Raw genomic sequence first — 24614 nt, 5'->3', positions numbered from 1 at the left:
TGCGCTGCGGTGTTGCCGGGTACGGGGATATCGCCGGAGCATCGGGGGACGCAATGGTCTGGACCAGAATGGGACTAGACCAATTGGCCGAGCCGGACCCCGCCGGGCCTGGACACCGTGCGCCCGGGGCACTGGACCACCCGGGTAAAGGTGTCCCCAAGCCGGACGGCGACGTGCCGGACGTCACGGACGGGGAAGACGCCACCGGGGAGACGTAGAAGGGCCCGCCGCTGGGTAAGGCCGAACGCGTGACGTACGACGCACCGCCCGGACACGTTCCGCCGGAGCGGAACATTAGACTCGACGAGCCCGGCAACAGCTCTACTGCAAGGAGGCACGGGTGCCGCTGCTGACCCGCATCACGGGACCGCGCGATCTGGACCGGCTCAGCCTGGAAGAGCTGAACCAGCTGGCCGAGGAGATCCGTACCTTCCTCGTCGAGGCCGTGTCCAAGACCGGCGGCCACCTCGGCCCCAACCTCGGCGTGGTGGAACTCACCCTCGCCCTGCACCGGGTCTTCGACTCGCCGAAGGACAAGGTGCTCTGGGACACCGGCCACCAGTCCTACGTGCACAAGCTGCTCACCGGACGCCAGGACTTCTCGAAGCTGAAGATGAAGGGCGGCCTGTCCGGCTACCCCTCGCAGGCCGAGTCCGAGCACGACGTCATCGAGAACAGCCACGCGTCCACCGTCCTGGGCTGGGCCGACGGCATCGCCAAGGCCAACCAGGTCCTGGAGCGCGACGACCACGTCGTCGCCGTCATCGGCGACGGCGCCCTCACCGGCGGCATGGCCTGGGAGGCGCTGAACAACATCGCCGCCGCCAAGGACCGCCCCCTGGTCATCGTCGTCAACGACAACGAGCGCTCCTACGCGCCCACCATCGGCGGCCTCGCCAACCACCTGGCGACCCTGCGCACCACCGACGGCTACGAGCGCTTCCTGGCCCGCGGCAAGGACCTCCTGGAGCGCACCCCGGTCGTCGGCCGCCCGCTCTACGACACCCTGCACGGCGCCAAGAAGGGGTTGAAGGACTTCATCGCCCCGCAGGGCATGTTCGAGGACCTCGGACTCAAGTACGTCGGCCCGATCGACGGCCACGACCTCGAAGCCCTGGAGTCCGCCCTCACCCGCGCCAAGCGCTTCGGCGGCCCGGTGATCGTGCACTGCCTCACCGAGAAGGGCCGCGGCTACCAGCCCGCCCTCCAGGACGAGGCCGACCGCTTCCACGCCGTCGGCAAGATCCACCCCGACACCGGCCTGCCCATCTCCACCTCCGGCGCCGACTGGACGAGCGTCTTCGGCGACGAGATGGTCAAGCTCGGCAGGGAACGGGACGACGTGGTCGCCATCACGGCCGCCATGCTCCAGCCGGTGGGCCTCGACAAGTTCGCCAAGGCCTTCCCCGACCGCGTCTACGACGTCGGCATCGCCGAGCAGCACGGCGCCGTCTCCGCCGCCGGCCTCGCCCACGGCGGCGTCCACCCGGTCTTCGCCGTGTACGCCACCTTCCTCAACCGCGCCTTCGACCAGGTGCTGATGGACGTGGCCCTGCACAAGTGCGGGGTGACCTTCGTGCTGGACCGCGCCGGTGTCACCGGCACCGACGGCGCCTCCCACAACGGCATGTGGGACATGTCGATCCTCCAGGTCGTCCCGGGCCTGCGCCTGGCCGCCCCGCGCGACGCCGACCAGGTCCGGGCCCAGCTGCGCGAGGCCGTCGAGGTGGACGACGCGCCCACCGTGGTCCGCTTCTCCAAGGGCGCCGTCGGACCCGCCGTGCCCGCCGTGGGCCGCGTCGGCGGCATGGACGTGCTGCGGGCCCCCGGCACCGACACCCCGGACGTCCTCCTGGTCTCGGTCGGCGCCCTCGCGCCGATGTGCCTGGAGGTGGCCGGCCTGCTGGACAAGCAGGGCATCTCCACCACCGTCGTCGACCCGCGCTGGGTCAAGCCCGTCGACGAGGCCATGGCCCCGCTCGCCGAGCGGCACCGCGTGGTGGTCACCGTCGAGGACAACTCCCGCGTCGGCGGGGTCGGCTCCGCCGTCGCGCAGGCCCTGCGCGACGCCGGCGTCGACGTGCCGCTGCGCGACTTCGGCATCCCGCCGCGCTTCCTCGACCACGCCTCCCGCGCCGAGGTCCTGGCCGAGATCGGGCTCACCGCGCCCGACATCGCCCGCCAGGTCACCGGCCTGGTCGCCAAGCTCGACGGCCGGTACGACCGCGCCGGCGCCGGGGTGGACCAGGTGGAGGCCGCGCGCGACTGACGTACGACCGGACGGGCAGGTTCCCCCACTCGTCGGGGTGGTGAAACCTGCCCATCCGCGTGAATCCGCTCACGCCGGGGCATACGCAGTACGCCCCCCTCTCGATCATGTCGGGGACGACGCGTCGGAGGTAACCCGTGAGCAGCAGCAGCCTTTTCAGAACCAAGAAGATCGAACAGTCCATCCGTGACACGGAGGAACCGGAGCACGCGCTCAAGAAATCCCTGTCCGCGCTGGATCTGACCGTCTTCGGCGTCGGTGTCGTCATCGGCACCGGCATCTTCGTCCTGACCGGCACCGTCGCCAAGGACACCGCCGGCCCCTCCACGGCCTTGGCCTTCGTCGTCGCCGGTGTCGTCTGCGCGCTCGCCGCGCTCTGCTACGCCGAGTTCGCCTCCACGGTCCCGGTGGCGGGCTCCGCCTACACCTTCTCCTACGCCTCGCTCGGCGAACTGCCCGCCTGGATCATCGGCTGGGACCTGGTCCTGGAGTTCGCGCTCGGCACGGCGGTGGTGGCCGTCGGCTGGTCGGGCTACATCCGTTCGTTCTTCGAGAACGCCGGCGTGACCTTCCCGGAGGCCCTGAGCGGCCGGGACGGGGCCGAGGGCTTCGGCTTCGACATCCTCGCCGCCGCCCTGGTCCTGGTGCTCACCGGCATCCTCGTCCTCGGCATGAAGCTGTCGGCGCGGATCACCTCGCTCGTGGTCGCCATCAAGGTGACCGTCGTCCTCATCGTGATCATCGCGGGCGCCTTCTTCGTCAAGGGCTCTAACTACGACCCCTTCATTCCGAAGTCCCAGCCGGTGGAGGCGGGCGGAGGGCTGCACTCCCCCCTGGTCCAGCTGATGTTCGGGTGGGCCCCTTCCAACTTCGGCGTCATGGGCATCTTCACCGCCGCCTCGGTCGTCTTCTTCGCCTTCATCGGCTTCGACATCGTCGCCACCGCCGCCGAGGAGACCAGGAACCCGCAGCGCGACATGCCCCGCGGCATCCTCGGCTCCCTGTTCATCTGCACCGTGCTCTACGTGGCCGTTTCCATCGTGGTCACCGGCATGCAGCACTACAGCGAACTGTCCGTCGACGCCCCGCTCGCCGACGCCTTCAAGTCCACCGGGCACCCCTTCTTCGCGGGCGTGATCAGTTTCGGCGCCGCTGTCGGCCTCACCACGGTGTGCATGATCCTGCTGCTCGGCCAGACCCGGGTGTTCTTCGCGATGAGCCGCGACGGACTGCTGCCCCGCTTCTTCTCCCACGTCCATCCGAAGTTCCGCACCCCCTACCGGCCGACCATCCTGCTCGGCGTCGTCATCGCGATCGTCGCCGGCTTTACCAGCCTGAGCGAGCTGGCCGAGCTGGTGAACATCGGCACGCTCTTCGCCTTCGTCGTCGTCGCGATCAGCGTGATCATCCTGCGCAGGACCCGCCCCGACCTGCCCCGCGCCTTCCGCACGCCGCTGGTCCCGGTGCTGCCCGTCGTGTCCGTGGCGGCCTCGCTGTGGCTGATGCTGAACCTGCCCGCCGAGACCTGGGTCCGGTTCGGCATCTGGATGGCGATCGGCTTCGTCGTGTACTTCCTCTACGGCCGCACCCACAGCCGCCTGGCCCGGGGCGAGGAGACACCGGCCGAGCCCTCCGCCCCGAGCGGACCGTAGCTCACCCCCGACCCGTCGCGCCGGGGCCCCGCACGTACCGACGTGCGGGGCCCCGGCGTCGTGTCGCGCGTGCGGTGCCCCGGCGTCGTGGTGCGCGTGCGGTGCCCCCGCGCCGCGCGCGTACCCGCCCTGCCGGAGGGGCGCCGGCCCTCAGTCGGGCCGCACCGTCCTGGGCCCCGCCACCTGAGCACCCAGCTCCGTCACCCGGCGGCGCAGCTCGCGGTCGGCCGTCACCACCAGGACGGGCCGGTCCTCCCCGGCCCGCGCGACCAGCCCGACCATGTGGTCGTCCCCGCTGCCCGGCGCGGACTCCACCCGTACGCCGGGCACGGACTCCACCCCGCGGGCCGCGCCCTCGACGACGAGCACGATCTCCACCGGCCCGTCCCGCTCCGGCACCCCGTCCGCCGCCAGCCGGTCCCGCAGCCGCTCGGCGGCCCCGCGCCGGTCCCGCCACCAGCCGTCGGGCACCGAACCGACGACGTTCGCGGCGTCGACGACCACGAGCAGCGGCGCGTTGCCTTCCATCCCGCCAGGGTCCCACGCCCGCCCGACCTCCCCGCCGGTACGCCCGCCCGCCGTCCCCGCCGGTGCGCCCGCCCGCCGTCCCCGCCGGTGCGCCCGCCCGCCGTCACGGGTACGGGCAGGGCCGTACCCGATCGACACGGAGGGGGCGGCCCCGCTTAGAGTGATCGGGTGAACGGCGACTGGCTTCTCCTCGGCCGCGACGGCCGCCTCAGTGTGTACCTCCCGTCGGACGACGCGGCCCTGTGGCGGGCCGAACGCGTGCCCGCGGGCGCCTGGGAGGCGCCACGCCGCATCGGCGGCGACCGGGAAGTGCGCCCGGACGGCCTCGCGGCCGGACGCGGCCCCGACGGCTACACCCACCTGGTCACCTGGCGCCGCACCGGCGCGGGCCGCTGCGACCTCGTGCACACCACGCACTTCCGGCCGCTGCTGGCGCCGCTGGACTGGCAGCCCGCCGGCCACCCCAACAAGCAGGGCGACCGCACCGGAACCCCGGCCGTCGCGGTCGACGCGCAGGGACGCGCGCACGTCTTCGTCCGCAACGGGGGCGGCGGCATGAGCATGGTGGCCCAGCAGGAGAAGGGCGGCTGGGAGCCGTGGCGGGACCTCAAGGGCCGCGGTGTCCAGGAGTCGCCCGCGGCCGTGACGGCCGACTCCGGCCTGGTCGAGCTGTACGCGCCCGTCGAGGGCGGCATCCTGCACTGGCGCCAGGACAAGCCGGGCGAGCGACCGGTCCTGGGGGAGCGCCTCGACGCGGCGGTCCGCCCCGGCACCCTGCGGGCCCTGGCCACCTCCGCGGAGCACACCACGGCCTTCTTCACCGACGACGACACGGGTGAGCTGTGCGCCTGGCGCCCCGGCGAGAAGCCCGCACCCCTGGTGCCCGCCGCCGGCCCCGGCCCCGTGTCCGCGGTCCGCACCGTCATAGACGGCCACGACTGCACGCTCGTCGCCCAGCGCTCGGCGGCCGGCGGCCGCGTCGCCTTCGCCGCGTACCCCTCGGAACTGGAGGAGGTGGGCGCGTCCTGGACCGAGTCGGGCCCCGCCCTGCCGGCCGACGCGACGGTCTCCCTGACCCTGGACGCCGATGCCCGCCTGGTGGCGGCGACCCTGTCCCCGTCGAGCGGGCAACTCCTGCTGAGCCGACGGAAGGACGAGGCGGGGCTGGCGCTGGGGGCGTGGGAGGCGGTCTGAGGAGGGCACGCCGAATCCCCTCGGGAGGAGAGAAGCCCCGGGGGCCGGGAGCCGGGAGCCGGTCGGCTCAGGAAGCCTTGCCGCCCGCGGGGGACTTCTTCGCCGACTCCGGGATCTCCTGGTCGCCGCGGATCGCCTTCCACAGCGTGGACGCCTGCGGCTCCGCGGCCACCACCCGGTTCGGGTCGACCTTGTCGTACGCCACCGGCAGCATGATGGTCTCCATCGTGGACGGGTCGACCCCGTTCAGGCTGCGTCCGAAGTCCGCGAGGGCGGTGAGCGAGGCGAGTTCGGAGTCGGTGGTGAGGGCCGCGGTGAGCGTGTCGGCGATCTTGTAGGTCTTGGTGGGGCTGCCCAGCAGGTCCTGATTCTTGATCTCGCTCAGCAGAGCGATCATGAACTCCTGCTGGAGGCCGATCCGTCCGAGGTCGCTGCCGTCGCCGATGCCGTGCCGGGTGCGCACGAAGGCCAGCGAGTCCGTGCCGTTCAACTTGTGCGTGCCGGCGGCCAGGTCGAGCCCGCTGGACTTGTCGTGGATGTCCTGGTCGACGGTGACGGTGACGCCGCCTATCGCGTCCACCAGGTCCTTGAACCCGGCGAAGTCGATCTCCACGTAGTGGTCCATGCGGACCCCGGACATCTTCTCCACCGTCTTGACCACGCAGGCCGGACCGACCTGCGAGTAGACCGAGTTGAACATCACACGCTCGGCGGAGGCCACCTCGGAGCCGTCCGGCTTGGTGCACGCGGGCCGGGTCACGAGTGTGTCCCGCGGAATGCTGACGGCGACGGCCTCGGTGCGGCCCTCGGGGATGTGCATCACCAGCGCCGTGTCCGAACGGGCCCCGGCGACCTTGCCGGTGTTCAGATCGGCGTTGTCGCCGGCCCGTGAGTCGGAGCCGAGGATCAGGATGTTCTGCCCGGAGGTGGGAAGCTTCTCCGGCCGGTCCTTGCCGATCGCCTCGTTGATGTCGACGCCCTTGATGTTGCCGTTGAGGTCGCTGTAGAGCCAGTAGGCGGTGCCGGCCGCGGCCACGACGAGAACACCCAGAGCGATCAGGATGTTTCGGCCTGTGTGGCGCTTCTTCTTCTCGGCTCTGCGGCTCCCGCGCCCGCCGGGCGGGGAATGGCGGGCAGGCGGCACAGGGGTGCTCAGGTCGTGGCTCACGGCGGGGTCCTCGCAACTCGTGCCCAGAGGGCAAGGGCAGCGGCCGCTCCCGTGAGGGGCCGGGTCGGTGCTGCTCGGCTGACGCTTGGTTGGCACTGAACTATAGACACGTGATCGAGCACCCGTACGAGCGATGTGCCCGGTTGTGTGCCCCCGGGCTAGTGCCGAAGCGGCCGGCCTCTTCGGGGCTCCACCCGTCCCGGCGGGCGTTGCCGCAGCAGTCGTACGAGGCCGACGGGCCACCGCCGCACCACTGGGACACCTGTTCGGGTGTGCGTATGATGTGGCGAATTCTGGAGTCATCTGTGGACACCAGGCATGGCGTAGGAAGGGGCGGCGCCCATGCGCGGCAGAGGTGCGCAGGCGGTGGACCGGGGGTCCCGATCCCGTGTCGCGGCCGAGGTGCAGCCCGCGCGCGCGTCCGTGACGGCGGCGGCCACGGGTGCCTGGCTGCTGCGCGGACACGATGACCGCCTCACCGTGTACGCGCTTGCCCCCGGTGGGGTCCGCCGCTGGACGGAGACCGCGGTCGGCACCGGCCGCTGGGGCGGGCCGGACTTCTTTCCCGCCGAAGGCCTGACCGATCTCGCCGTGGCCCAGGGGGCCAACCGCTACGCGCACTTCCTCGGGCGGCGGGAGAGGCGGACGGGCGGGGAGGGGCCGAAGGTCGATCTGCTCTACGCCGTGCAGTACCAGTCGGGGCGGACGCTGGGGGACTGGCGTTCACTCGGCAACCCGTACCGGGGCGCGGGTGAGGCGGTGACCCTCGGTGCGCCGACCGCCGCCGTCGACGGCCAGGGCACGGTGCATGTCTTCGTCTCCGGAGGCCCCGGCGGCGTCATGCTGCGACGTGAGGCCAGGAGCGGGGCGTGGGAGGCGTGGAAGGACCTGCGCGGTGGCGCGGTCGCGGGCGGGCTGAGTGCCTCGGCGAACTCTGCGGGCCTGGTCGAGCTCCTCGCACCGGGACACCGCTCGGTCATGCGCTGGGTGCAGACGGAACCCGGGGCCGACATGCGCCGGGCGCAGGACCTCACGCCGGCTCCCGTACCCGGCTCCGCCGCCCTCCTGGAGACCGCGCCCGGGGTGTTCACCGCGTACTGGTCCGAGCAGAGCGGGACGGGCGTCTACGCGCAGCGTCCTGGTGAGTGGGCCTTTCCGGCGGGCGGAGCCCCGGGAGAGGGGCCTCACGCCACGCTCCGTGCCGCCGTCGACGGCTACGACTGCACGATCCTGGCCCACCGGGGGCGTACGGGGACAGCCGTGTTCGGGGTCTGCGGGACCGGCGCGGAGTCCGGTGGTCTGTGGTGGACCGACACCGGACTGGCCTGCACCGGCACCCCTGCGCTGGCACTGGACGGACACGGCCGGATCGTCATGGCGATGGTCGCGGCGGACGGCGCCGTCCTGGTGAACAGGCAACGGCCGGAGCCCGGTCTCACTCTCGCCGACTGGGACCGTCTCTCGGGCGACTGACAGCACGTCTCCTACAACAGGCCGTGCCGAAAGTCCAGGCACTTAAATGGTTGTATCCGTTGCATGTGGTGATCGTCACGCACCGGAAGCTGTCCGTCAGCTGTATTGATCTGGACTTTTAAGAAACCATTATGTGAAAGTTTGATGGATTGCCGGTGTGCGGTGATCGCAGTGCAATCGGGGGTGATGGGCCCCCGTGTCTGGAAACGCATGCTTCTCACGGTTCAGGGCCCCTCACAGCGAGGTGCGGGTGCCCTCGGACGGCGGAGCTGCCGGGTACGGATGGTGGATGCCGCGTGGGTGGCTCGGACAACCCTGAAGCCGGAGCGCTGATTTCGGCGTACCGGTCCGCGGTTCCGACCGGTGCGAGGCGGCGCATCGTCCGGGGGGTGCCGACCCCGGTCCGCAAGGCGGTGAAGACCTCCCTCACCGCCGCCGACTCCATGCGCTCGGCCGCGGTGGTCTGGGCGATGGGAGGCAAGCGCAATGCCCCCCGGCACAGTCCCGCGCACAGTCGGCGAGTCGTCCGCGTCGGCCGCCGCCACATGCGTGCGCTGCTGGTCGAGGGGGCTACGGACTGGGCGGCCCGCGCCCGCAACCTCAACCTGGTGGTCTCCGTCCTGGAGTCGGCGGGCATCGACTACTTCTGCGTGCGGGGCACGAACAGCGGCCTGCCCGCCGTCGCCGTTCCCGCCGCGTCCCGCGCTCTCGTGGAGGAGATGCTCCAGCTGGCCTTCGCGCAGGCCCCGGGGTACGTGGGTCCGGCCGGGGGCGACGAGGCCCGCATGGAGCCCGGTGACGAGGAGCGGTCCTGGCGCCAGCTGCGCAATCACAAGGTGCTGCGTGTCGCCTGGTACGTGTGCGACCCCACCCAGCAGCTGGTCTTCGGCGCGGCCAGCGGCTGTGACATCGAGATGTGGACGGAGCGGGACGGGGAACTGCGCGCTCCGCGTCCCAACCGGGTCATCGACGCGGTGCCGGCGGGGGCCGCGCGCAAGTCGGCCCCGCAGAGTCTGTTCAGCCCCATACCTCCCGCCTACCGTACGGGGGAGGCGCGGACGCTGGCCGAGTTCGCCGTACCGCTCCCCGAGGACCACCAGTTCCCCATCGACGTCGTCTACACGTGGGTGGACGACTCCGACCCGGCCTGGCGGGCGTCCCGCGACAACGCCCGCCGGGGTTTCGCCGAGGACGGGCTGCACGAGCAGGCGGCGAACGACTCCCGCTTCACCAGCCGTGACGAACTGCGCTACTCACTGCGGTCGCTCCACCAGAACGCCCCCTGGGTGCGGAACGTCTATCTCGTGACAGCGGGACAGGTGCCGTCCTGGCTGCAGCGGCGGCACGCCAACCTCCGAGTGGTGGACCACCGGGAGATCTTCTCCGAGCCGGACGCGCTGCCCACGTTCAACTCCCACGCCATCGAGAGCCAGCTGCACCACATCGACGGGCTCTCGGAGTGCTTCCTCTACCTCAACGACGACGTGTTCTTCGGCCGGCCGGTCACGCCCGCGCACTTCTTCCACCCGAACGGCATCACCAAGTTCTTCACCTCGCCCGCGCTGATCCCGGGTGGTCCCGCGTCTCCGGACGACCTCCCGGTCAATGCCGCGGGCAAGAACAGCCGATGGCTCATCGCGCAGAAATTCGGTACCGCCATTTCCCAGAAGATGAAGCACACTCCGCACGCGCTGCGCAGAAGTGTGCTGCAGGAGATCGAGGAGACGTTCGGCCAGGAGCACGCGTCCACCCAGCACTCACGCTTCCGTTCGCCCGATGACGTGCCGATCGCCTCGTCGCTGCACCACTACTTCGCGTACCACTCGGCACGGGCCACGGTGGGCGAGATCCAGTACCGGTACATCGACCTCTCGGCAGATCTGGCCGAGCGGCGTCTCAATACGCTCCTGGCCAACCGGAACATGGACACCTTCTGCCTCAACGACACGGTGGAAGTGGCTGACCCGGACGCGCAAAGGATCATGCTGAATCGTTTCCTCGAAGCGTATTTCCCGGTGCCCAGTCCCTACGAAGTCGCGGACCGCCACCAGGAGGCCATCGAGCCTGCGAGCGAGTCCGTCCACGCATGAACGCCTATGACGTCACGCTGGTCGTGCCGGTGTACAACGTGGAGCAGTACCTCCAGGAGTGCCTGGAGTCCATCGCGGCGCAAACGGCGTTCGAGCGCTGCGAGGTCCTGCTCGTCGACAACGGAAGCACCGACGGCTCCTACCGGATCTGCGCCGAGTTCGCCCGCCGGCACGTGAACACCACGGTGCTGGTGCGCCGCGGCGGGGGCGCCGGGGCGGCCCGCAACCTCGGGATGGACCGGGCGACCGGTGGCCGCATCACCTTCTGCGACTCCGACGACGTACTGCCGCCCACCGCTCTGGAGCGCATGCTCGACGCGGCCGAGAGGACCGGCGCCCAGGTCGTGGTCGGCATGATGGAGACGTTCCCCAAACCGACCAACTGGGCCTGGAAGGGATACTTCGGACACGGCGACCGGACTTTCGCCAGCGTCGCGGAGATGCCCGAGCTGGTGCACAGTGCGAGCGCCTGCAACAAACTCTTCGACGTCGCGTACCTGCGCTCCCACGGCATCCGCTTCGCGGAGGGCGTCCACTTCGAGGACGCCTACGTCGGCGTCGCCGCGCTCGTCCTGGCCACCCGCCTCGCCCTGGTCGACCAGTGCGTCTACCAGTACCGCAAGCGCGCCGCGGGCAACTCGACCATGGACGCCATCTGGACGCGGCGGCAGAACTACTGGGACCACCTCCAGTTGGTGGAGTACCTGCATCGCATGCGCGCGGGGCTCCCGGACCTCCCGCGGGCCGTGCTCGACCTCTTCCTGGTGCGGAGCTACCAGGGCTTCGCGCTGCGGGCACCCGAGCTATTCCAGGGCGCCGAACTGGAGGACATCTACTCCCGCTGCCGCGCCGTCTACCGGGACGTCGACCCCGACCTGGTCGTCAGGGCCACCGCCGACACGCGCCACCGGGTGGCCTACCTGGCCTTCCTCACCGGCGACTTCGGCCTCTTCGCCGACCGGGCCGCCAGCGTGCACAAGCTCTCCGTGCGCGACGGCGTTCCGTACCTCTTCGGCGACCTTCCCGGCGGGCTGTCCCCGTTGGCCCGGGCCACGCCGTTCACCGCCCGCCTGGAACACGTACGCAAGGTGCCGGGGACCGGCACGCTGCGGCTTGCGGGACGGTTCGAGGTGGGCGGCATGCCCATGTTCCGACCGTTGGACGGGCATCTGAGCCTGCGTGTGCGCGGAAGCCGCCTCAGCGTCCCCGCCACGCAGGTCCGCCGGCGCGACATGAAGAACACCCGGCCCGACACGGAGTGGGGCGGCTTCACCGCCGACCTGCCCCTCGACGCGCTGCGGCAGGGTGTGCACGACCTCGAGTTCGTCGTCGACGCCGAGGGCGGTCAGGCGATCACACCGTGCCTGGTCGCCGCGGGATATCTGCGTGGGGCGCGCGTCGTCGGGCACGGCGGGACCCGGGTGGTACCGCACTGGAAAGGGAAGAACCGGGCGGTACTGATGGTCCTCGGACCGGCGCGCAGGCCCGGCAGGCGCACCGTGCTGAACGGCCTCGTCGCCAAGGACGCCAAGCACGTACTGCGCCGTCGGCCGTTCTGGAAGCAGCGGCTGATCCGGCTGCTGACCCGACCGCTGGCACCGCTGCTTCTGGGGCGGGACCTCTGGCTGATCGGCGAGCGGGGCGACACCGCGCAGGACAACGGCTGGCACCTGTTCCGGCACCTGCGCACGGCCGGGAAGCGGCGCGGCGTGTACTACGTCATCCGGTCAGGAAGCCCGGACCGGGCCCACCTCGCGGGGCTCGGGCACGTCGTGGCGCACAGCTCCTGGAAGCACAAGCTGCTGATGCTGCACGCGTCGGCACTGGTCAACGCCTACGACATCGACACCTACATGCTGCCCGACGGCTGGGACCGGACCCGCTACCTCAAGCACCTGGACTGGCGCGTGGGCGCTCGCCGTGTCTTCCTGCAGCACGGCGTGACGGACAAGGACGTCAGCAAGGGCCTGCACCGCAACCGCACGGGCGTCGACCTCATCCTCGCCGTGAGCAGGGACGAGGGGCGGTTCCTGGCTGAGGAACTCGGCTACGAGGGGCAGGTGGCGGTCGCCGGGTTTCCCCGCTTCGACGCCCTCACCCCCGCCAGGGGCGGGCGCACCATCCTGTTCATGCCGACGTGGCGCGCCTACCTGACCGTCGCCTCGTACAGCCGTGACGGCAAGGACCGAGAGGCGCGACGGGCGGCACGTGACCGGTTCCTCGCCTCCAGCTACCAGGAATTCATGGTCCGCTTCCTGAACGACCCGGCTCTTGCCGCCGCCCTGGACCGGTACGACTACACGCTGGAATTCCTGCCGCACTACGAGATGCGCGCGATGGTCGGGGAGATGGTGCCGGACCGGAAGCGCATCCGGGTCATCGACCAGAACCAGGTCAGTGTGCAGGAGGCCATGCGGCGCTGCGACCTGTTCATCACGGACTGGTCGTCCACCGCCTTCGACATCGCGTACCTCGGGACTCCTCTGGTCTACGCGCAGTTCGACGCCGACGAGTACTGGGACGGGCACTACCAGAAGGGCTACTTCGACGCCCGCCGTGACGGATTCGGGCCGGTCCGCGAGTCGGCCGAAGAGGTCGTCGCCGAAGTGGTCCGCTATCTGCGGGGAGGCTGCGCGAGGGAACCCGAGTACCAGCGCCGGGCGGAGAGGTTCTTCGAGTACCGGGACCAGCAGAACAACGTGAGGGCTTCGGAAGCGATCGATCGCCTGGTTCGGGGGGCGAATCATTGATGTGGTGTTCCAGGAGGAAGTATGTCCCAAGCCAACCGTGACGTGACAGTCGTCGTGCCGTTCCGCGACGTCCAGAACTATTTCGCCGAGTTCCTGGATTCGGTGGCCGCGCAGACGGCTCTGGCACATGCTCATGTGATCCTCGTCGACAACGGCAGCAGTGACCAGTCGGTGGCGATCGCGAGCGAGTTCGCGGCCCGGCACCCGAATGTCGACCTGGTCGCCCAGCCCGAGGGCCGGGCCGGTGACGCGCGCAACATGGGCATGGACATGGCCACCACGCCGTACATCATCTTCTGGGACGCGGACGACATCGTGCCCGAGCGGTCACTGGAAGTGCTCCGGAACACCATCGTCAAAACCCGGGCCACGGTCGTCGTGGGCCGTGAGAAGCACGTTCCGAAGCCGGTCAAAGCGCCGTGGCACACGTACTTCGGCAAGAACGTCAAAACGGTGAGCAGTGTCGTCGACCTTCCTGACCTGATCCACTCGGCGTCCTGCTGGAACAAGATCTTCGACCTCGACCTGCTGCGCTCCCGGGGCATCCGGTTCGGTGCCGGCACCGCCTTCGAGGACGCCTACGTCTCCGTGCCCGCGCTGCTGCTGTCGGAGCGCATCGCACTGGTCGACGCCCCCGTCTACGAGTACCGCAGGCGCGGTGACGGCACCTCCGTCATGGACACCATCTGGGACCTCCCGCAGAACTACGCCGACCAGCTGGTGATGCTGGAGTACCTCGCGGCCATGCGCCAGACGCTCACACCGTACGAACAGGAAACGCTGGAACGGTTCCTCGTGCGCAGCATGCAGGGATTCCTGCTGAGGGCGCCCCGCGTCTTCGGTGAAGCCGACTGCCGCCAGCTCTTCGAGCGCTGCCGCGCGCTCTACTGGGGCATCACCTCCGAGCAGTTCGCCCGCAGCACGAACGACACCCGGCACCGGCTGCCCTACCTCGCCCTGCACTACGGGGACTTCGACCTCTTCTACCGTCCGGCCGCCGTCCTCGGCCCGGTCTTCGGCCGAGAAGGGGACCTCTACGTCGACTACCCGGGCACGTCCTGGGGGCTGCCGCTCACGAAGGTCACGTCCGTCCCGGCCAGCATCGAGGGCCTCTCCGCGGGAGACGGTGGTACCGCGCTGATCCACGGCCGCTTCTCGGTCAACGGAATTCCCGACGAACTGCTGGCCAAGCTGGAACTGCAGGTCTGGTTCGAGCGCAGCGGCAAGACGCTTCCGGCGGTGAACCACGGGCCGTCGCACGACCGGCCCGACCAGGCGGGGGCCCTCTTCAGCGTCGCCGTCGACCCCCGGCAGTTTCCTGCCGGCGCCTTCCCCGTAAGGCTGGTGGTGTGCACCCGCGGCCGGGACGTCTCGCGCCCCTGCACCGTCTCCCCGGCCCTGGCCCAGCACCCGCCCGTCAACGGATTCCACGGCCTCGCGCGGATCACCGCCGAAGGCGGCAGCGCCCAACTGGTCGTCGAGTCCGGTCACCACTGAGCAACGTCAGCTCCAGAAATGGGGTATGCAGCAGAAATCAGGAGTCTTTCGTGTTCGATCCCCTCTACGCCGTCGCCGTCGTCGTCCCCATCTTCAACGTGGAGAGATATCTCCCGGAGTGCCTGGACTCGCTGGCCCGCCAGACGATCTTCGACCGCTGCCAGGTGGTGCTGGTCGACAACGGCAGCAGCGACAGCTCGGCCGCGATCGCCGCGGAGTTCGCCGCGCGGCATCCCAACGTGTGGGCGTTCGTGCACGCGGAGGGGAAGGCCGGCGGCGCCAGGAACGCGGGCATGGACCTGGTCAGCGCGCGCTACATCACGTTCTGCGACTCCGACGACGTACTGCCGGACGACGCCCTGGAGAACATGTGGCGGACCGCGGTCAAGGAGCGGGTGCCGCTCACCATCGGGCGCATGGAGACGTTCCCGGAGGAGACCGGCTGGCCCTGGCTGCGCTACTTCGGCAAGCAGGTTCAGGTGCACCCCGGAATCGAGAACATCCCGGAGATGATCCACGGCGGAAGCGCCTGCCACAAGCTCTTCGACCTCGAGTTCGTCCGCGCCAACAACATCCGCTTCCGCGAGGGCGTGCATTTCGAGGACGCCTTCTTCTCCGTCCCCGCCATGCTGCTCGCGGACCGCATAGCGATGGTGCCGCACACGGTCTACAAGTACCGCAAGCGCGCGGCCGAGGACTCCACGATGGACAAGCTGTGGGAGCGCACGGCCAACTACTGGGACCACCTCCTGCTGGAGGAGTACCTGATGAGCTTCCGCTCCCGCCTTTCCGGGCACCGCCAGGAGGTCCTCAACCGGTTCCTGGTGCGCAGCTACCAGGGTTTCGCCCTGCGCGCGCCGCAGGTGCTGCCCGAGGACGAGCTGTTCCAGCTCTTCCAGCGCGCCCGCGCGGTCTACACCCTGGTGACACCCGACGCGGTCATCGGCTCCACCCACGACGCCCGCCACCGAGTCCCGTTCCTCGCGATGTACATGAACTGGTACGAGCTCTTCGCCCGCCCGGACCAGGCAGTCAACGGCGTGTACGGACGCGGCGGGGACCTCTACCTCGACATCGCGGTGCCGAGCGCGCTGCTTCCGCTGACCAAGATCTCCTCCACCAGCGTGCACGTGGAACGCATCCAGGCGGACCAGGAAACCGGTGGTGTGCTCGTCGCCGGCCGGTTCGTCCTCAACGGCCTTCCCATGGGCCGGCCCATGCGCAACCGGCTGCAACTGTGGGTGGAGAAGAGCGGGCAGATGGTTCCCGCGAAGCAGGTCTGGCGCAGTGACCTGCTCGCCACCCGTGACGACCTCGCCTGGGGCGGGTTCGAGGCGGTCGTGCCGGCTGGTGCCCTCAAGGACGGCGAGTTCCCGCTGAAACTGGTGTTCTGCACCACCGGCCGAGACGTCTCGCGACCGTGCATGACCACCACGGCCATGTTGCGCGGTGCCCGTCCCATGAAGGTCGCGGACCGCTGGATCCTTCCGCAGTCGAAGGGCAAGGACAACGCCGTGCTGGTCGTCCGGGAAGCGGAGGGCCGGGACGGTGACAAGGACTTCGAGGAGTTCCTGGAGGGCCTGGACCGGGACCAGAAGAAGCGCAAGGCGCCCTTCTGGCGCGCCCGCGCCATCAGACGGGCCACGCTCCGCTTCTTCCGCCACAAGGAGATCTGGCTGATCGGCGAGCGCAGGGACACCGCACAGGACAACAGCCTGCACCTGTTCACCTATCTGCGCCGGCACGAGCGTCGCCGCAAGGCGTACTACGTCATCGAGAAGGGCAGCGCGGACCACGCCAAACTGAAGCGCCTCGGCAACGTGGTGGCGCACAGCTCCTGGAAGCACAAGCTGCTCATGCTGCACGCGTCCCTGCTCGTCAACGCCTACGACATCGACTCGTACATGCTCCCCGACGGCTGGGACCGCACGAAGTACCTCAAGCATCTGAACTGGCGCATCGGCGCCCGGCGGGTCTTCCTCCAGCACGGGGTCACCGACGAGGACGGCAGCAAGGCACTGCACCGCAACCGGACCGGCGTGGACCTGGTGTTCGCGACCAGTGACCGGGAGGCCCAGTACTTCTCCGAGCACATGCACTACGGCGACCAGGCCAGGGCGCTGGGCTTTCCGCGCTTCGACGCTCTGCAGCCGGACCGCGGCCGGCGGCGCGTCCTGCTGATGCCCACCTGGCGCAAGTACCTGACGATCCCCTCCTACCTCCAGCAGGACGGTGCCGACCGGGACGCGGTGGACGAGATCTTCCGGGAGTCGACCTACCGGGAGTTCATGGTGCAGCTGCTGCGCCACCCGAAACTGCTGGAGGCGCTGGAGCACTACGACTACGTGCTCGACTTCCTTCCGCACTACGAGATGCGGAACATGGTCGACGGAGTGGTACCGGACCATCCCCGGGTGCAGCGCCTGGACCAGACGAAGGTCAGCGTCCAGACGGCCCTGCGCCAGTGCGACCTGTTCATCACCGACTGGTCCTCGGTCCACTTCGACATGGCCTACCTCGGCACCCCGCTCGTCTACGCGCGGTTCGACCCCGACGAGTACTGGGCCAAGCACGCCAGGAAGGGATACTTCGAAGCCGCGTACGACGGGTTCGGGCCGGTGTGCGGCAACGTCGAGGAAGTGGTGACCGAAGTGATCCGCTATCTCGGCAACGGCTGTGTCCGCGAGCCGGAGTACGACTACCGGGCGCGTGCCTTCTTCGCCTTCGAGGACCGCGACAACTGCGCCCGTGCCACGGCCGCGATCGCGGAGCTCGCCGCGCAGCAGGCGTAGGACGGTCCACGGCATGCGAAAGGGCCCCCGCCTCGGGCGGGGGCCCTTCAGCACTGCGGAAGGAGCTACGCCGGAACCGACGCCACCCCCGCCTCCAGGAACCGCTTCCCGTTCACCCGCTCCGAGACGCCCTCGCGGTCCAGGTACGGCGTGATGCCGCCCAGGTGGAAGGGCCAGCCGGCGCCGGTGATCAGGCAGAGGTCGATGTCCTGGGCCTCGGCGACGACGCCCTCGTCGAGCATCAGGCCGATCTCCTGGGCCACCGCGTCCAGGACGCGGTCGCGGACCTGCTCCTCGGCCAGGACGGAGTCGCCCTGCTTGAGGAGGGCGGCGACCTCCGGGTCCAGCTCGGGCTTGCCGCTGTCGTAGACGTAGAAGCCGCGCTTGCCCGCCTCGACGACCGCCTTGAGGTTCGGGGAGACCGTGAAGCGCTCGGGGAAGGACCGGTTGAGGGTCTCCGAGACGTGCAGGCCGATGGCCGGGCCGACCAGTTCGAGGAGGACCAGGGGCGACATCGGCAGGCCGAGGGGCTCGACCGCCTTCTCCGCCACCTCGACCGGGGTGCCCTCGTCGATGACGTTCTGGATCTCGCCCATGAAGCGGGTCAGGATGCGGTTGACCACGAACGCCGGGGCGTCCTTGACCAGGACCGCGGTCTTCTTCAGCTTCTTGGCGACGCCGAACGCCGTGGCCAGCGAGGCCTCGTCGGTCTGCTCGCCGCGGACGATCTCCAGCAGCGGCAGGATCGCGACCGGGTTGAAGAAGTGGAAGCCGACGACCCGCTCGGGGTGCTTCAGCTTCGACGCCATCTCCGAGACCGAGAGGGAGGAGGTGTTCGTCGCGAGGATCGCGTGCGCCGGGGCGACGGCCTCGACCTCCGCGAAGACCTTCTGCTTGACGCCCATCTCCTCGAAGACGGCCTCGATGACGAAGTCGGCGTCCGCGAAGCCCTCGGCCTTGTCCAGGACACCGGAGACGAGGGCCTTCAGCCGGTTCGCCTTGTCCTGGTTGACCCGGCCCTTGGCGAGCAGCTTGTCGATCTCGGCGTGGACGTAGCCCACGCCCTTGTCGACGCGCTCCTGGTCGATGTCCGTGAGGACGACCGGCACCTCCAGGCGGCGCAGGAAGAGCAGCGCGAGCTGGGAGGCCATCAGGCCGGCGCCGACGACGCCCACCTTGGTGACCGGGCGGGCCAGCGACTTGTCCGGGGCACCGGCGGGGCGCTTGCCGCGCTTCTGCACCAGGTTGAAGGCGTAGATACCGGAGCGCAGTTCGCCACCCATGATCAGGTCGGCGAGGGCCTGGTCCTCGGCGTCGAAGCCCTGCTGGAGGTCGCCGTTCTTGGCGGCGGCGATGATGTCCAGGGCGCGGTAGGCGGCCGGGGCGGCGCCGTGCACCTTGCCGTCGGCGACGAAGCGGCCCTTCGCGACGGCCTGGTCCCAGGCCTCGCCGCGGTCGATCGCCGGGCGCTCGACGGCGATCTCGCCCTTGAGGACGGACGCCGTCCAGATCAGCGACTGCTCCAGGAAGTCGGCGCCCTCGAAGATCGCGTCCGCGATGCCGAGTTCGTAGACCTGCGCGCCCTTGAGCTGCTTGTTCTGGTTCAGGCTGTTCTCGATGATCACCGAGACGGCCTTCTCCGCGCCGATCAGGTTCGGCAGCAGCGTGCAGCCGCCCCAGCCGGGGACCAGGCCGAGGAAGACCTCGGGGAGGGAGAACGCCGGGAGGGCCGCCGACACCGTGCGGTAGGTGCAGTGCAGGCCGATCTCCACGCCGCCGCCCATCGAGGCGCCGTTGTAGTAAGCGAAGGACGGCACGGCCAGGTTCGCCAGGCGCTTGAGGACGTCGTGGCCGCCCTTGCCGATGGCCAGCGCGTCCTCGTGCCGCTTCAGCAGCTCGACGCCCTTGAGGTCGGCGCCGACCGCGAAGATGAACGGCTTGCCGGTGACGCCGACGCCGACGATGTCGCCGTCCGCGGCCTCCTTCTCGACCTGGTCGATCGCGGCGTCGATGTTCGCCAGCGACTGCGGGCCGAGCGTGGTCGGCTTGGTGTGGTCGTGACCGTTGTCCAGGGTGATGAGCGCGAAGCGCCCGACGCCCAGGGGCAGGTCGAAGTGGCGTACGTGCGCGCTCGTGACGACCTCGCCGGGGAACAGCTCGGCCGCCCCCTTCAGCAGCTCTGCGGTGGTGCTCACTTGTCCCCCTCGAAGTGCGGGTTTTCCCAGATGACCGTCGCGCCCATGCCGAAGCCGACGCACATGGTGGTCAGGCCGTAGCGGACGTGCGGCTGCTCCTCGAACTGGCGGGCCAGCTGCGTCATCAGACGGACGCCGGAGGAGGCCAGCGGGTGGCCGAAGGCGATGGCGCCGCCGTACTGGTTGACGCGGGCGTCGTCGTCGGCGATGCCGTAGTGCTCCAGGAACGCGAGGACCTGGACGGCGAAGGCCTCGTTGATCTCGAACAGGCCGATGTCGGAGATCGACAGCCCGGCCTGGGCCAGGGCCTTCTCGGTGGCCGGGATCGGGCCGTAGCCCATGACCTCGGGCTCGACACCCGCGAAGGAGTAGGAGACCAGGCGCATCTTGACCGGGAGGCCGTTCTCGCGGGCGAAGTCCTCGCTCGCGATCAGCGACGCGGTCGCGCCGTCGTTCAGACCGGCCGCGTTGCCCGCGGTGACCCGGCCGTGCACGCGGAACGGCGTCTTCAGGCCCGCCAGGTTCTCCAGCGTGGTGCCCGGGCGCATCGGCTCGTCGGCGGTGACCAGGCCCCAGCCGGTCTCGCCCGCCTCCTCGTTGGTGCGGCGCACCGAGACCGGCACCAGGTCGGCCTGGATCTGGCCGTTGGCGTACGCCTTCGCGGCCTTCTCCTGCGAGCGCACCGCGTACTCGTCGGCGCGCCGCTTGGTGATGCTCGGGTAGCGGTCGTGCAGGTTCTCCGCGGTCATGCCCATGAACAGGGCGGACTCGTCGACCAGCTTCTCGCTGACGAACCGCGGGTTCGGGTCCACGCCCTCGCCCATCGGGTGGCGGCCCATGTGCTCGACGCCGCCGGCGATGGCGACGTCGTAGGCGCCGAAGGCGACCGAGCCGGCCACCGAGGTGACGGCGGTCAGGGCGCCCGCGCACATGCGGTCGATGGAGTAGCCGGGGACCGAGGTCGGCAGGCCCGCCAGGATGCCGGCGGTGCGGCCGATGGTCAGGCCCTGGTCACCGATCTGCGTGGTCGCGGCGACGGCGACCTCGTCGATCTTCTTGGGGTCGAGACCGGGGTTGCGGCGCAGCAGCTCCCGGATCGCCTTCACGACCAGGTCGTCGGCGCGGGTCTCGTGGTAGATGCCCTTCGGGCCCGCCTTGCCGAACGGGGTGCGGACGCCGTCGACGAAGACGACGTCCCTGACGGTACGAGGCACGATGGCTCTCCTCCAGGGTGCGGGATGGCACTGCTGCGGCACGCATGCACTGAGCGCGCGCTCAGTCCCATGCTACTTATGAGTAACGTAGCTGCCCAGTCCCCCCGGCCGGAGCGGCGAAGGTCACACCGCCCGTCACACCGCTGGAGCACCGCCCACCCCGCCGGACCGGCCGCCGTCACCCCGCCGGACCGGCCGCCGCTCGCCCCGCCGGACCGGCCGCCGTCGCGTGGGGCGATCGGTCGCCCGTCGCCCGTCGCGCGTCGATCGGTCGCCCGTCGCCCGTCGTTCCGTCCGACCGGTCGTACGCCATGACGCCCGGCTGTTCGTCCGCCGTGCCGGCCGGTCGTTCGCTGTGCCGTCCGGCGCTTCGGCCGGCCGCTCACACACCGCCGAGCCGGCGGGCCGGGCGTAGCCGAGCCGACCCGCTCGTCCGCCACCGGGCCGACCGCGGCTCACCCCCGGTCGTCCGCCCGTCCAACCGTCCGCCCGCACCGCTCGCTCTCGTGATCTGGCCGGAACCCGCCGTTCCCGTGCTACGGCGCCGTCTCGCGCAGCGCCGCCACCAGGACCGGTGTCACCTGCTCCACCTGCCAGGGCCGGGCTCCGTGCCCGGCGAGGGCCGCGCTCACGGACTCGGTGTCGACCGTCGCCGGCGGCTCCCAGCAGACCCGGCGCACCGTGTCCGGCGTGATCAGGTTCTCCTGGGGCATGTTCAGCTGCTCGGCCAGCGCCGTCACCGCCGCGCGTGCCGCGGTCAGCCGGGCCGCGGCGACCGGGTCCTTGTCGGCCCAGGCCCGCGGCGGCGGCGGGCCGGTCACCGGCTGGCCGGGCTGGGGCAGCTGCGACTCGGACAGCGCCCTGGCCCGGTCCACCGACACCTGCCACTGCTCCAGCTGCCGGCGGTTCACCCGCCCGAACCCGTGCAGCGCGGCCAGCGCGTGCGCGTTGGCCGGCAGGGCGAGCGCCGCCTCGACGATGGCCGCGTCCCCGAGCACCTTGCCGGGCGAGACGTCCCGGCGCTGCGCGATGCGGTCACGGGTCTGCCACAGCTCGCGCACCACCGCGAGCTGACGGCGCCGGCGCACCTTGTGCATGCCGGAGGTGCGGCGCCAGGGGTCCTTGCGTGGCTCGGGCGGCGGGGCCGAGGCGATCGCGTCGAACTCCTGCCGGGCCCACTCCAGCTTGCCCTGCCGGTCCAGCTCCTTCTCCAGGGCGTCCCGCAGGTCGACCAGCAGTTCGACGTCGAGCGCGGCGTAGCGCAGCCAGGGCTCGGGCAGCGGGCGGGTGGACCAGTCGACGGCCGAGTGGCCCTTCTCCAGGACGAAGCCCAGGACGTTCTCCACCATCGCGCCGAGACCGACGCGCGGGAACCCGGCGAGCCGCCCGGCCAGCTCGGTGTCGAAGATGCGGGTGGGCACCATCCCTATTTCGCGCAGGCACGGCAGGTCCTGGGTGGCCGCGTGCAGCACCCACTCCGCGTCGGCGATCGCCGCGCCGAGGGCGGAGAGGTCGGGGCAGCCCACCGGGTCGATGAGGGCCGTCCCCGCACCGTGGCGCCGCAGCTGCACCAAGTAGGCGCGCTGGCCGTAGCGGTACCCCGAGGCGCGCTCGGCGTCGACGGCGACGGGGCCGCTGCCGGCTGCGAAGGCGGCGATCACCTCGGCGAGGGCGTCCGCGTCGGCGATCACCGGCGGAATGCCCTCGCGAGGTTCGAGCAAGGGGATCGGCGCCTGACTCGCAGAAGATCCGGCGTCGTCCGGAGGGGCGCCTCCGGTGGTTCGCAGTGAACGGTCTGCTGCGGTTTCGTGGGCGTCGGTCACCTGTCAAGGGTATCGGTGGATCGACCGCGCCCGCCGACGGAACGTTCCGTCGGCGGGCGCCGGGGGGTCGTAAACCAGTCAGGTCAGTGAAACCTCGTCGTCACGAGCGGCGACGCGGCACGGTCTTGAGGGGCGGGAGAGGGAGGGAGAGGGGAGCAGCGGGGAGGGAGCGGAAGGAGCGGCGAAGGGGGAGCCGGGGGAGCGGAAGGCCGGTGCGGCCCGGACAGGTCCGGGGCGGGAGGGCGGGTCGGGGCGGTCAGTGAATGATGCCCGTGCGCAGGGCCACCGCGACCATTCCGGCGCGGTCGCCCGTGCCGAGCTTGCGCGCGATGCGGGCCAGGTGGCTCTTGACGGTCAGGGCGGACAGGCCCATCGAGACGCCGATCGCCTTGTTCGACTGGCCCTCCGCGACCAGTCGCAGCACCTCCACCTCACGGCCGGAGAGCTCGCGGTAGCCGCCCGGGTGGCTCGGGGCACCCGGGGGGCGGCGGTGCAGGCGGGCGGCGGCGGCGCCGATGGGAGCGGCGCCCGGCCGGGTGGGGAGCCCGACGTTGGTGCGGGTACCGGTGACGACGTAGCCCTTCACGCCGCCGGCGAGGGCGTTGCGCACGGCGCCGATGTCGTCGGCCGCGGACAGGGCGAGCCCGTTGGGCCACCCCGCCGCGCGGGTCTCCGACAGCAGGGTCAGGCCCGAGCCGTCGGGGAGGTGGACGTCGGCGACGCAGATGTCGCGGGGGTTGCCGATGCGGGGACGAGCCTCCGCGACGGACGAGGCCTCGATGACGTCGCGCACACCGAGCGCCCACAGGTGGCGGGTGACGGTGGAACGGACGCGCGGGTCGGCCACGACCACCATGGCGGTCGGCTTGTTCGGGCGGTAGGCGACCAGGCTTGCAGGCTGCTCGAGGAGAACGGACACCAGGCCTCCTGGGGTGCGGGGACGGAGCCGGCTCATGGGGGTGAAGCCGGGATGAACCGTGCTTTCAAGGTCACAGTCGTCTTCGGCACCGAACGCGTCCGCCTTTAGAGAATGATCACGATCTGGTGAGTAACAATCCGAGCAATTCGGACACGCGGTCGATCATTCGAAGATCGAACGGTTTCACACTTTGTCGATACGAGCCCGAAAGTGGCCGTGTCGACAAAGTGACGGAACCCGTTCCGGGCGTGCGGACCCGCTGCCCGGAACGGTGAACGACGCCTGAGGCGTCAGCGTGACTGCGGGCCGCGCCGCTGCGGCAGCGTCACGATGGACGCGTCGCCCGGCGCCGCCGGCGGCAGGCCCGCGACCTGGGCCAGCAGATCGCACCACGAGGACAGGTGCGCCGCGGTGTCCGGGACGCCGCCCAGGCCCTCGCGCGGCGTCCAGGACGCCCGGATCTCGATCTGCGAGGCTGCCGGGCGGGCCGAGAGACCCCCGAAGTAGTGGGAACTCGCACGCGTGACCGTGCCGCTGGGCTCGCCGTACGACAGCCCGCGCGCCTGGAGCGCGCCGGTCAGCCAGGACCAGCACACGTCGGGCAGCAGCGGGTCCGCCGCCATCTCCGGTTCCAGTTCGGCCCGTACCAGCGTCACCAGGCGGAAGGTGCCGTGCCAGGCGTCGTGCCCGGCCGGGTCGTGCAGCAGCACCAGCCGTCCGTCCGCCAGGTCCTCGTCGCCGTCGACGACCGCGGCCTCCAGCGCGTACGCGTGCGGGGCGAGCCGCTGCGGTGCGCGGGTCGCCTCCACCTCGATCTGCGGCCTCAGCCGCGCGGCGCGCAGCCCCTCCACGGCGGCCGTGAAGGCGGGTGGAGCCGTGCTCCCGTCGCCCCCCTTGTGCCGGGCCTCTTCCTCGGTCCCCTTCGCGTCGTCCATTCCGCCAGCGCCGTCCGACAGTCGTCCCTGAGCCGCAGCCATGCGGGGAACATTAAGCGGAACGGCGGCCCGGCGCAGGGAGGGACACCCGCGTGCGGGCGCGATGTCCGGATCA

The 24614-nt window shown here is 70.7% G+C and carries 15 protein-coding genes; 8 read left to right on the top strand and 7 right to left on the bottom strand.

The window, feature by feature from the left end:
- Positions 1-340: 340 nt before the first annotated feature.
- Both dxs and ACIBCJ_RS23895 read left to right on the top strand, forming a co-directional pair.
- Positions 341-2269: a 1-deoxy-D-xylulose-5-phosphate synthase gene (gene dxs / locus ACIBCJ_RS23900; protein ID WP_362514221.1), complete on the top strand. Its 1929-nt coding sequence runs from the start codon at positions 341-343 to the stop codon at positions 2267-2269.
- 137 nt (positions 2270-2406) lie between these two features.
- Positions 2407-3921 (top strand): amino acid permease, encoded by a 1515-nt coding sequence (locus ACIBCJ_RS23895; RefSeq protein ID WP_362101030.1) that lies wholly within the window; start codon positions 2407-2409, stop codon positions 3919-3921.
- Between the two features lie 150 nt (positions 3922-4071).
- On the opposite strand, the gene ACIBCJ_RS23890 is transcribed toward ACIBCJ_RS23895, so the two are convergent.
- On the bottom strand, positions 4072-4449 hold the full coding sequence (locus ACIBCJ_RS23890) for an NTP pyrophosphohydrolase (RefSeq protein ID WP_365978362.1): 378 nt from the start codon (positions 4447-4449) through the stop codon (positions 4072-4074).
- A gap of 168 nt (positions 4450-4617) precedes the next feature.
- Between ACIBCJ_RS23890 and ACIBCJ_RS23885 the strand changes: the two genes are divergently transcribed.
- Positions 4618-5643, top strand: a complete 1026-nt coding sequence (locus ACIBCJ_RS23885) for a hypothetical protein (RefSeq protein WP_362101024.1) — start codon at positions 4618-4620, stop codon at positions 5641-5643.
- Between the two features lie 67 nt (positions 5644-5710).
- Here ACIBCJ_RS23885 and ACIBCJ_RS23880 read toward each other — a convergent pair whose 3' ends face one another.
- Entirely contained in the window at positions 5711-6811 is a 1101-nt protein-coding gene (locus ACIBCJ_RS23880; protein ID WP_399283177.1) for an LCP family protein, read from the bottom strand.
- 342 nt (positions 6812-7153) lie between these two features.
- Between ACIBCJ_RS23880 and ACIBCJ_RS23875 the strand changes: the two genes are divergently transcribed.
- The 5 genes from ACIBCJ_RS23875 (at position 7154) to ACIBCJ_RS23855 (ending at position 17413) form a co-directional block, all read left to right on the top strand.
- Entirely contained in the window at positions 7154-8284 is a 1131-nt protein-coding gene (locus ACIBCJ_RS23875; protein WP_365978361.1) for a hypothetical protein, read from the top strand.
- A 389-nt stretch (positions 8285-8673) separates the two neighbouring features.
- Positions 8674-10374 (top strand): stealth family protein, encoded by a 1701-nt coding sequence (locus ACIBCJ_RS23870; protein WP_365978360.1) that lies wholly within the window; start codon positions 8674-8676, stop codon positions 10372-10374.
- Positions 10371-13124, top strand: a complete 2754-nt coding sequence (locus tag ACIBCJ_RS23865) for a glycosyltransferase (RefSeq protein WP_365978359.1) — start codon at positions 10371-10373, stop codon at positions 13122-13124. The genes ACIBCJ_RS23870 and ACIBCJ_RS23865 overlap by 4 nt, the downstream gene beginning before the upstream one ends.
- Before the next feature lie 21 nt (positions 13125-13145).
- On the top strand, positions 13146-14621 hold the full coding sequence (locus tag ACIBCJ_RS23860; protein ID WP_365978358.1) for a glycosyltransferase: 1476 nt from the start codon (positions 13146-13148) through the stop codon (positions 14619-14621).
- 50 nt (positions 14622-14671) lie between these two features.
- On the top strand, positions 14672-17413 hold the full coding sequence (locus tag ACIBCJ_RS23855; RefSeq protein ID WP_362101009.1) for a CDP-glycerol glycerophosphotransferase family protein: 2742 nt from the start codon (positions 14672-14674) through the stop codon (positions 17411-17413).
- A 65-nt stretch (positions 17414-17478) separates the two neighbouring features.
- On the opposite strand, the gene ACIBCJ_RS23850 is transcribed toward ACIBCJ_RS23855, so the two are convergent.
- The 5 genes from ACIBCJ_RS23850 to ACIBCJ_RS23830 all read right to left on the bottom strand — a co-directional run bounded on the left by ACIBCJ_RS23850 (position 17479) and on the right by ACIBCJ_RS23830 (position 24541).
- Complete coding sequence (locus tag ACIBCJ_RS23850; protein WP_362101005.1) at positions 17479-19608, bottom strand: 3-hydroxyacyl-CoA dehydrogenase NAD-binding domain-containing protein; 2130 nt, start codon at positions 19606-19608, stop codon at positions 17479-17481.
- Entirely contained in the window at positions 19605-20822 is a 1218-nt protein-coding gene (locus ACIBCJ_RS23845; protein ID WP_362512334.1) for an acetyl-CoA C-acyltransferase, read from the bottom strand. Before ACIBCJ_RS23845 ends, ACIBCJ_RS23850 begins: the two co-directional genes overlap by 4 nt.
- A gap of 536 nt (positions 20823-21358) precedes the next feature.
- Positions 21359-22645, bottom strand: coding sequence for a ribonuclease D (locus tag ACIBCJ_RS23840; RefSeq protein ID WP_365978357.1), 1287 nt, complete (start codon positions 22643-22645; stop codon positions 21359-21361).
- Between the two features lie 256 nt (positions 22646-22901).
- Positions 22902-23564, bottom strand: coding sequence for a response regulator transcription factor (locus ACIBCJ_RS23835; protein ID WP_003972894.1), 663 nt, complete (start codon positions 23562-23564; stop codon positions 22902-22904).
- 290 nt (positions 23565-23854) lie between these two features.
- On the bottom strand, positions 23855-24541 hold the full coding sequence (locus ACIBCJ_RS23830) for a DUF3000 domain-containing protein (RefSeq protein ID WP_362100995.1): 687 nt from the start codon (positions 24539-24541) through the stop codon (positions 23855-23857).
- Positions 24542-24614 lie beyond the last annotated feature (73 nt).

Source organism: Streptomyces sp. NPDC051136, from assembly GCF_044455745.1.
Lineage (GTDB): Bacteria > Actinomycetota > Actinomycetes > Streptomycetales > Streptomycetaceae > Streptomyces.
The sequence above is the reverse complement of the archived record's forward strand: the minus strand, read 5'-3'. Positions and strand labels throughout refer to the sequence as shown.

Bases quoted from the DNA above. Each gene is read 5' to 3' on its own strand.
- ACIBCJ_RS23865 (WP_365978359.1), top strand. From the start codon at position 10,371: ATGAACGCCTATGACGTCACGCTGGTCGTGCCGGTGTACAACGTGGAG.
- ACIBCJ_RS23875 (WP_365978361.1), top strand. From the start codon at position 7,154: ATGCGCGGCAGAGGTGCGCAGGCGGTGGACCGGGGGTCCCGATCCCGT.
- ACIBCJ_RS23830 (WP_362100995.1), bottom strand. From the start codon at position 24,541: ATGGCTGCGGCTCAGGGACGACTGTCGGACGGCGCTGGCGGAATGGAC.
- ACIBCJ_RS23890 (WP_365978362.1), bottom strand. From the start codon at position 4,449: ATGGAAGGCAACGCGCCGCTGCTCGTGGTCGTCGACGCCGCGAACGTC.
- ACIBCJ_RS23860 (WP_365978358.1), top strand. From the start codon at position 13,146: ATGTCCCAAGCCAACCGTGACGTGACAGTCGTCGTGCCGTTCCGCGAC.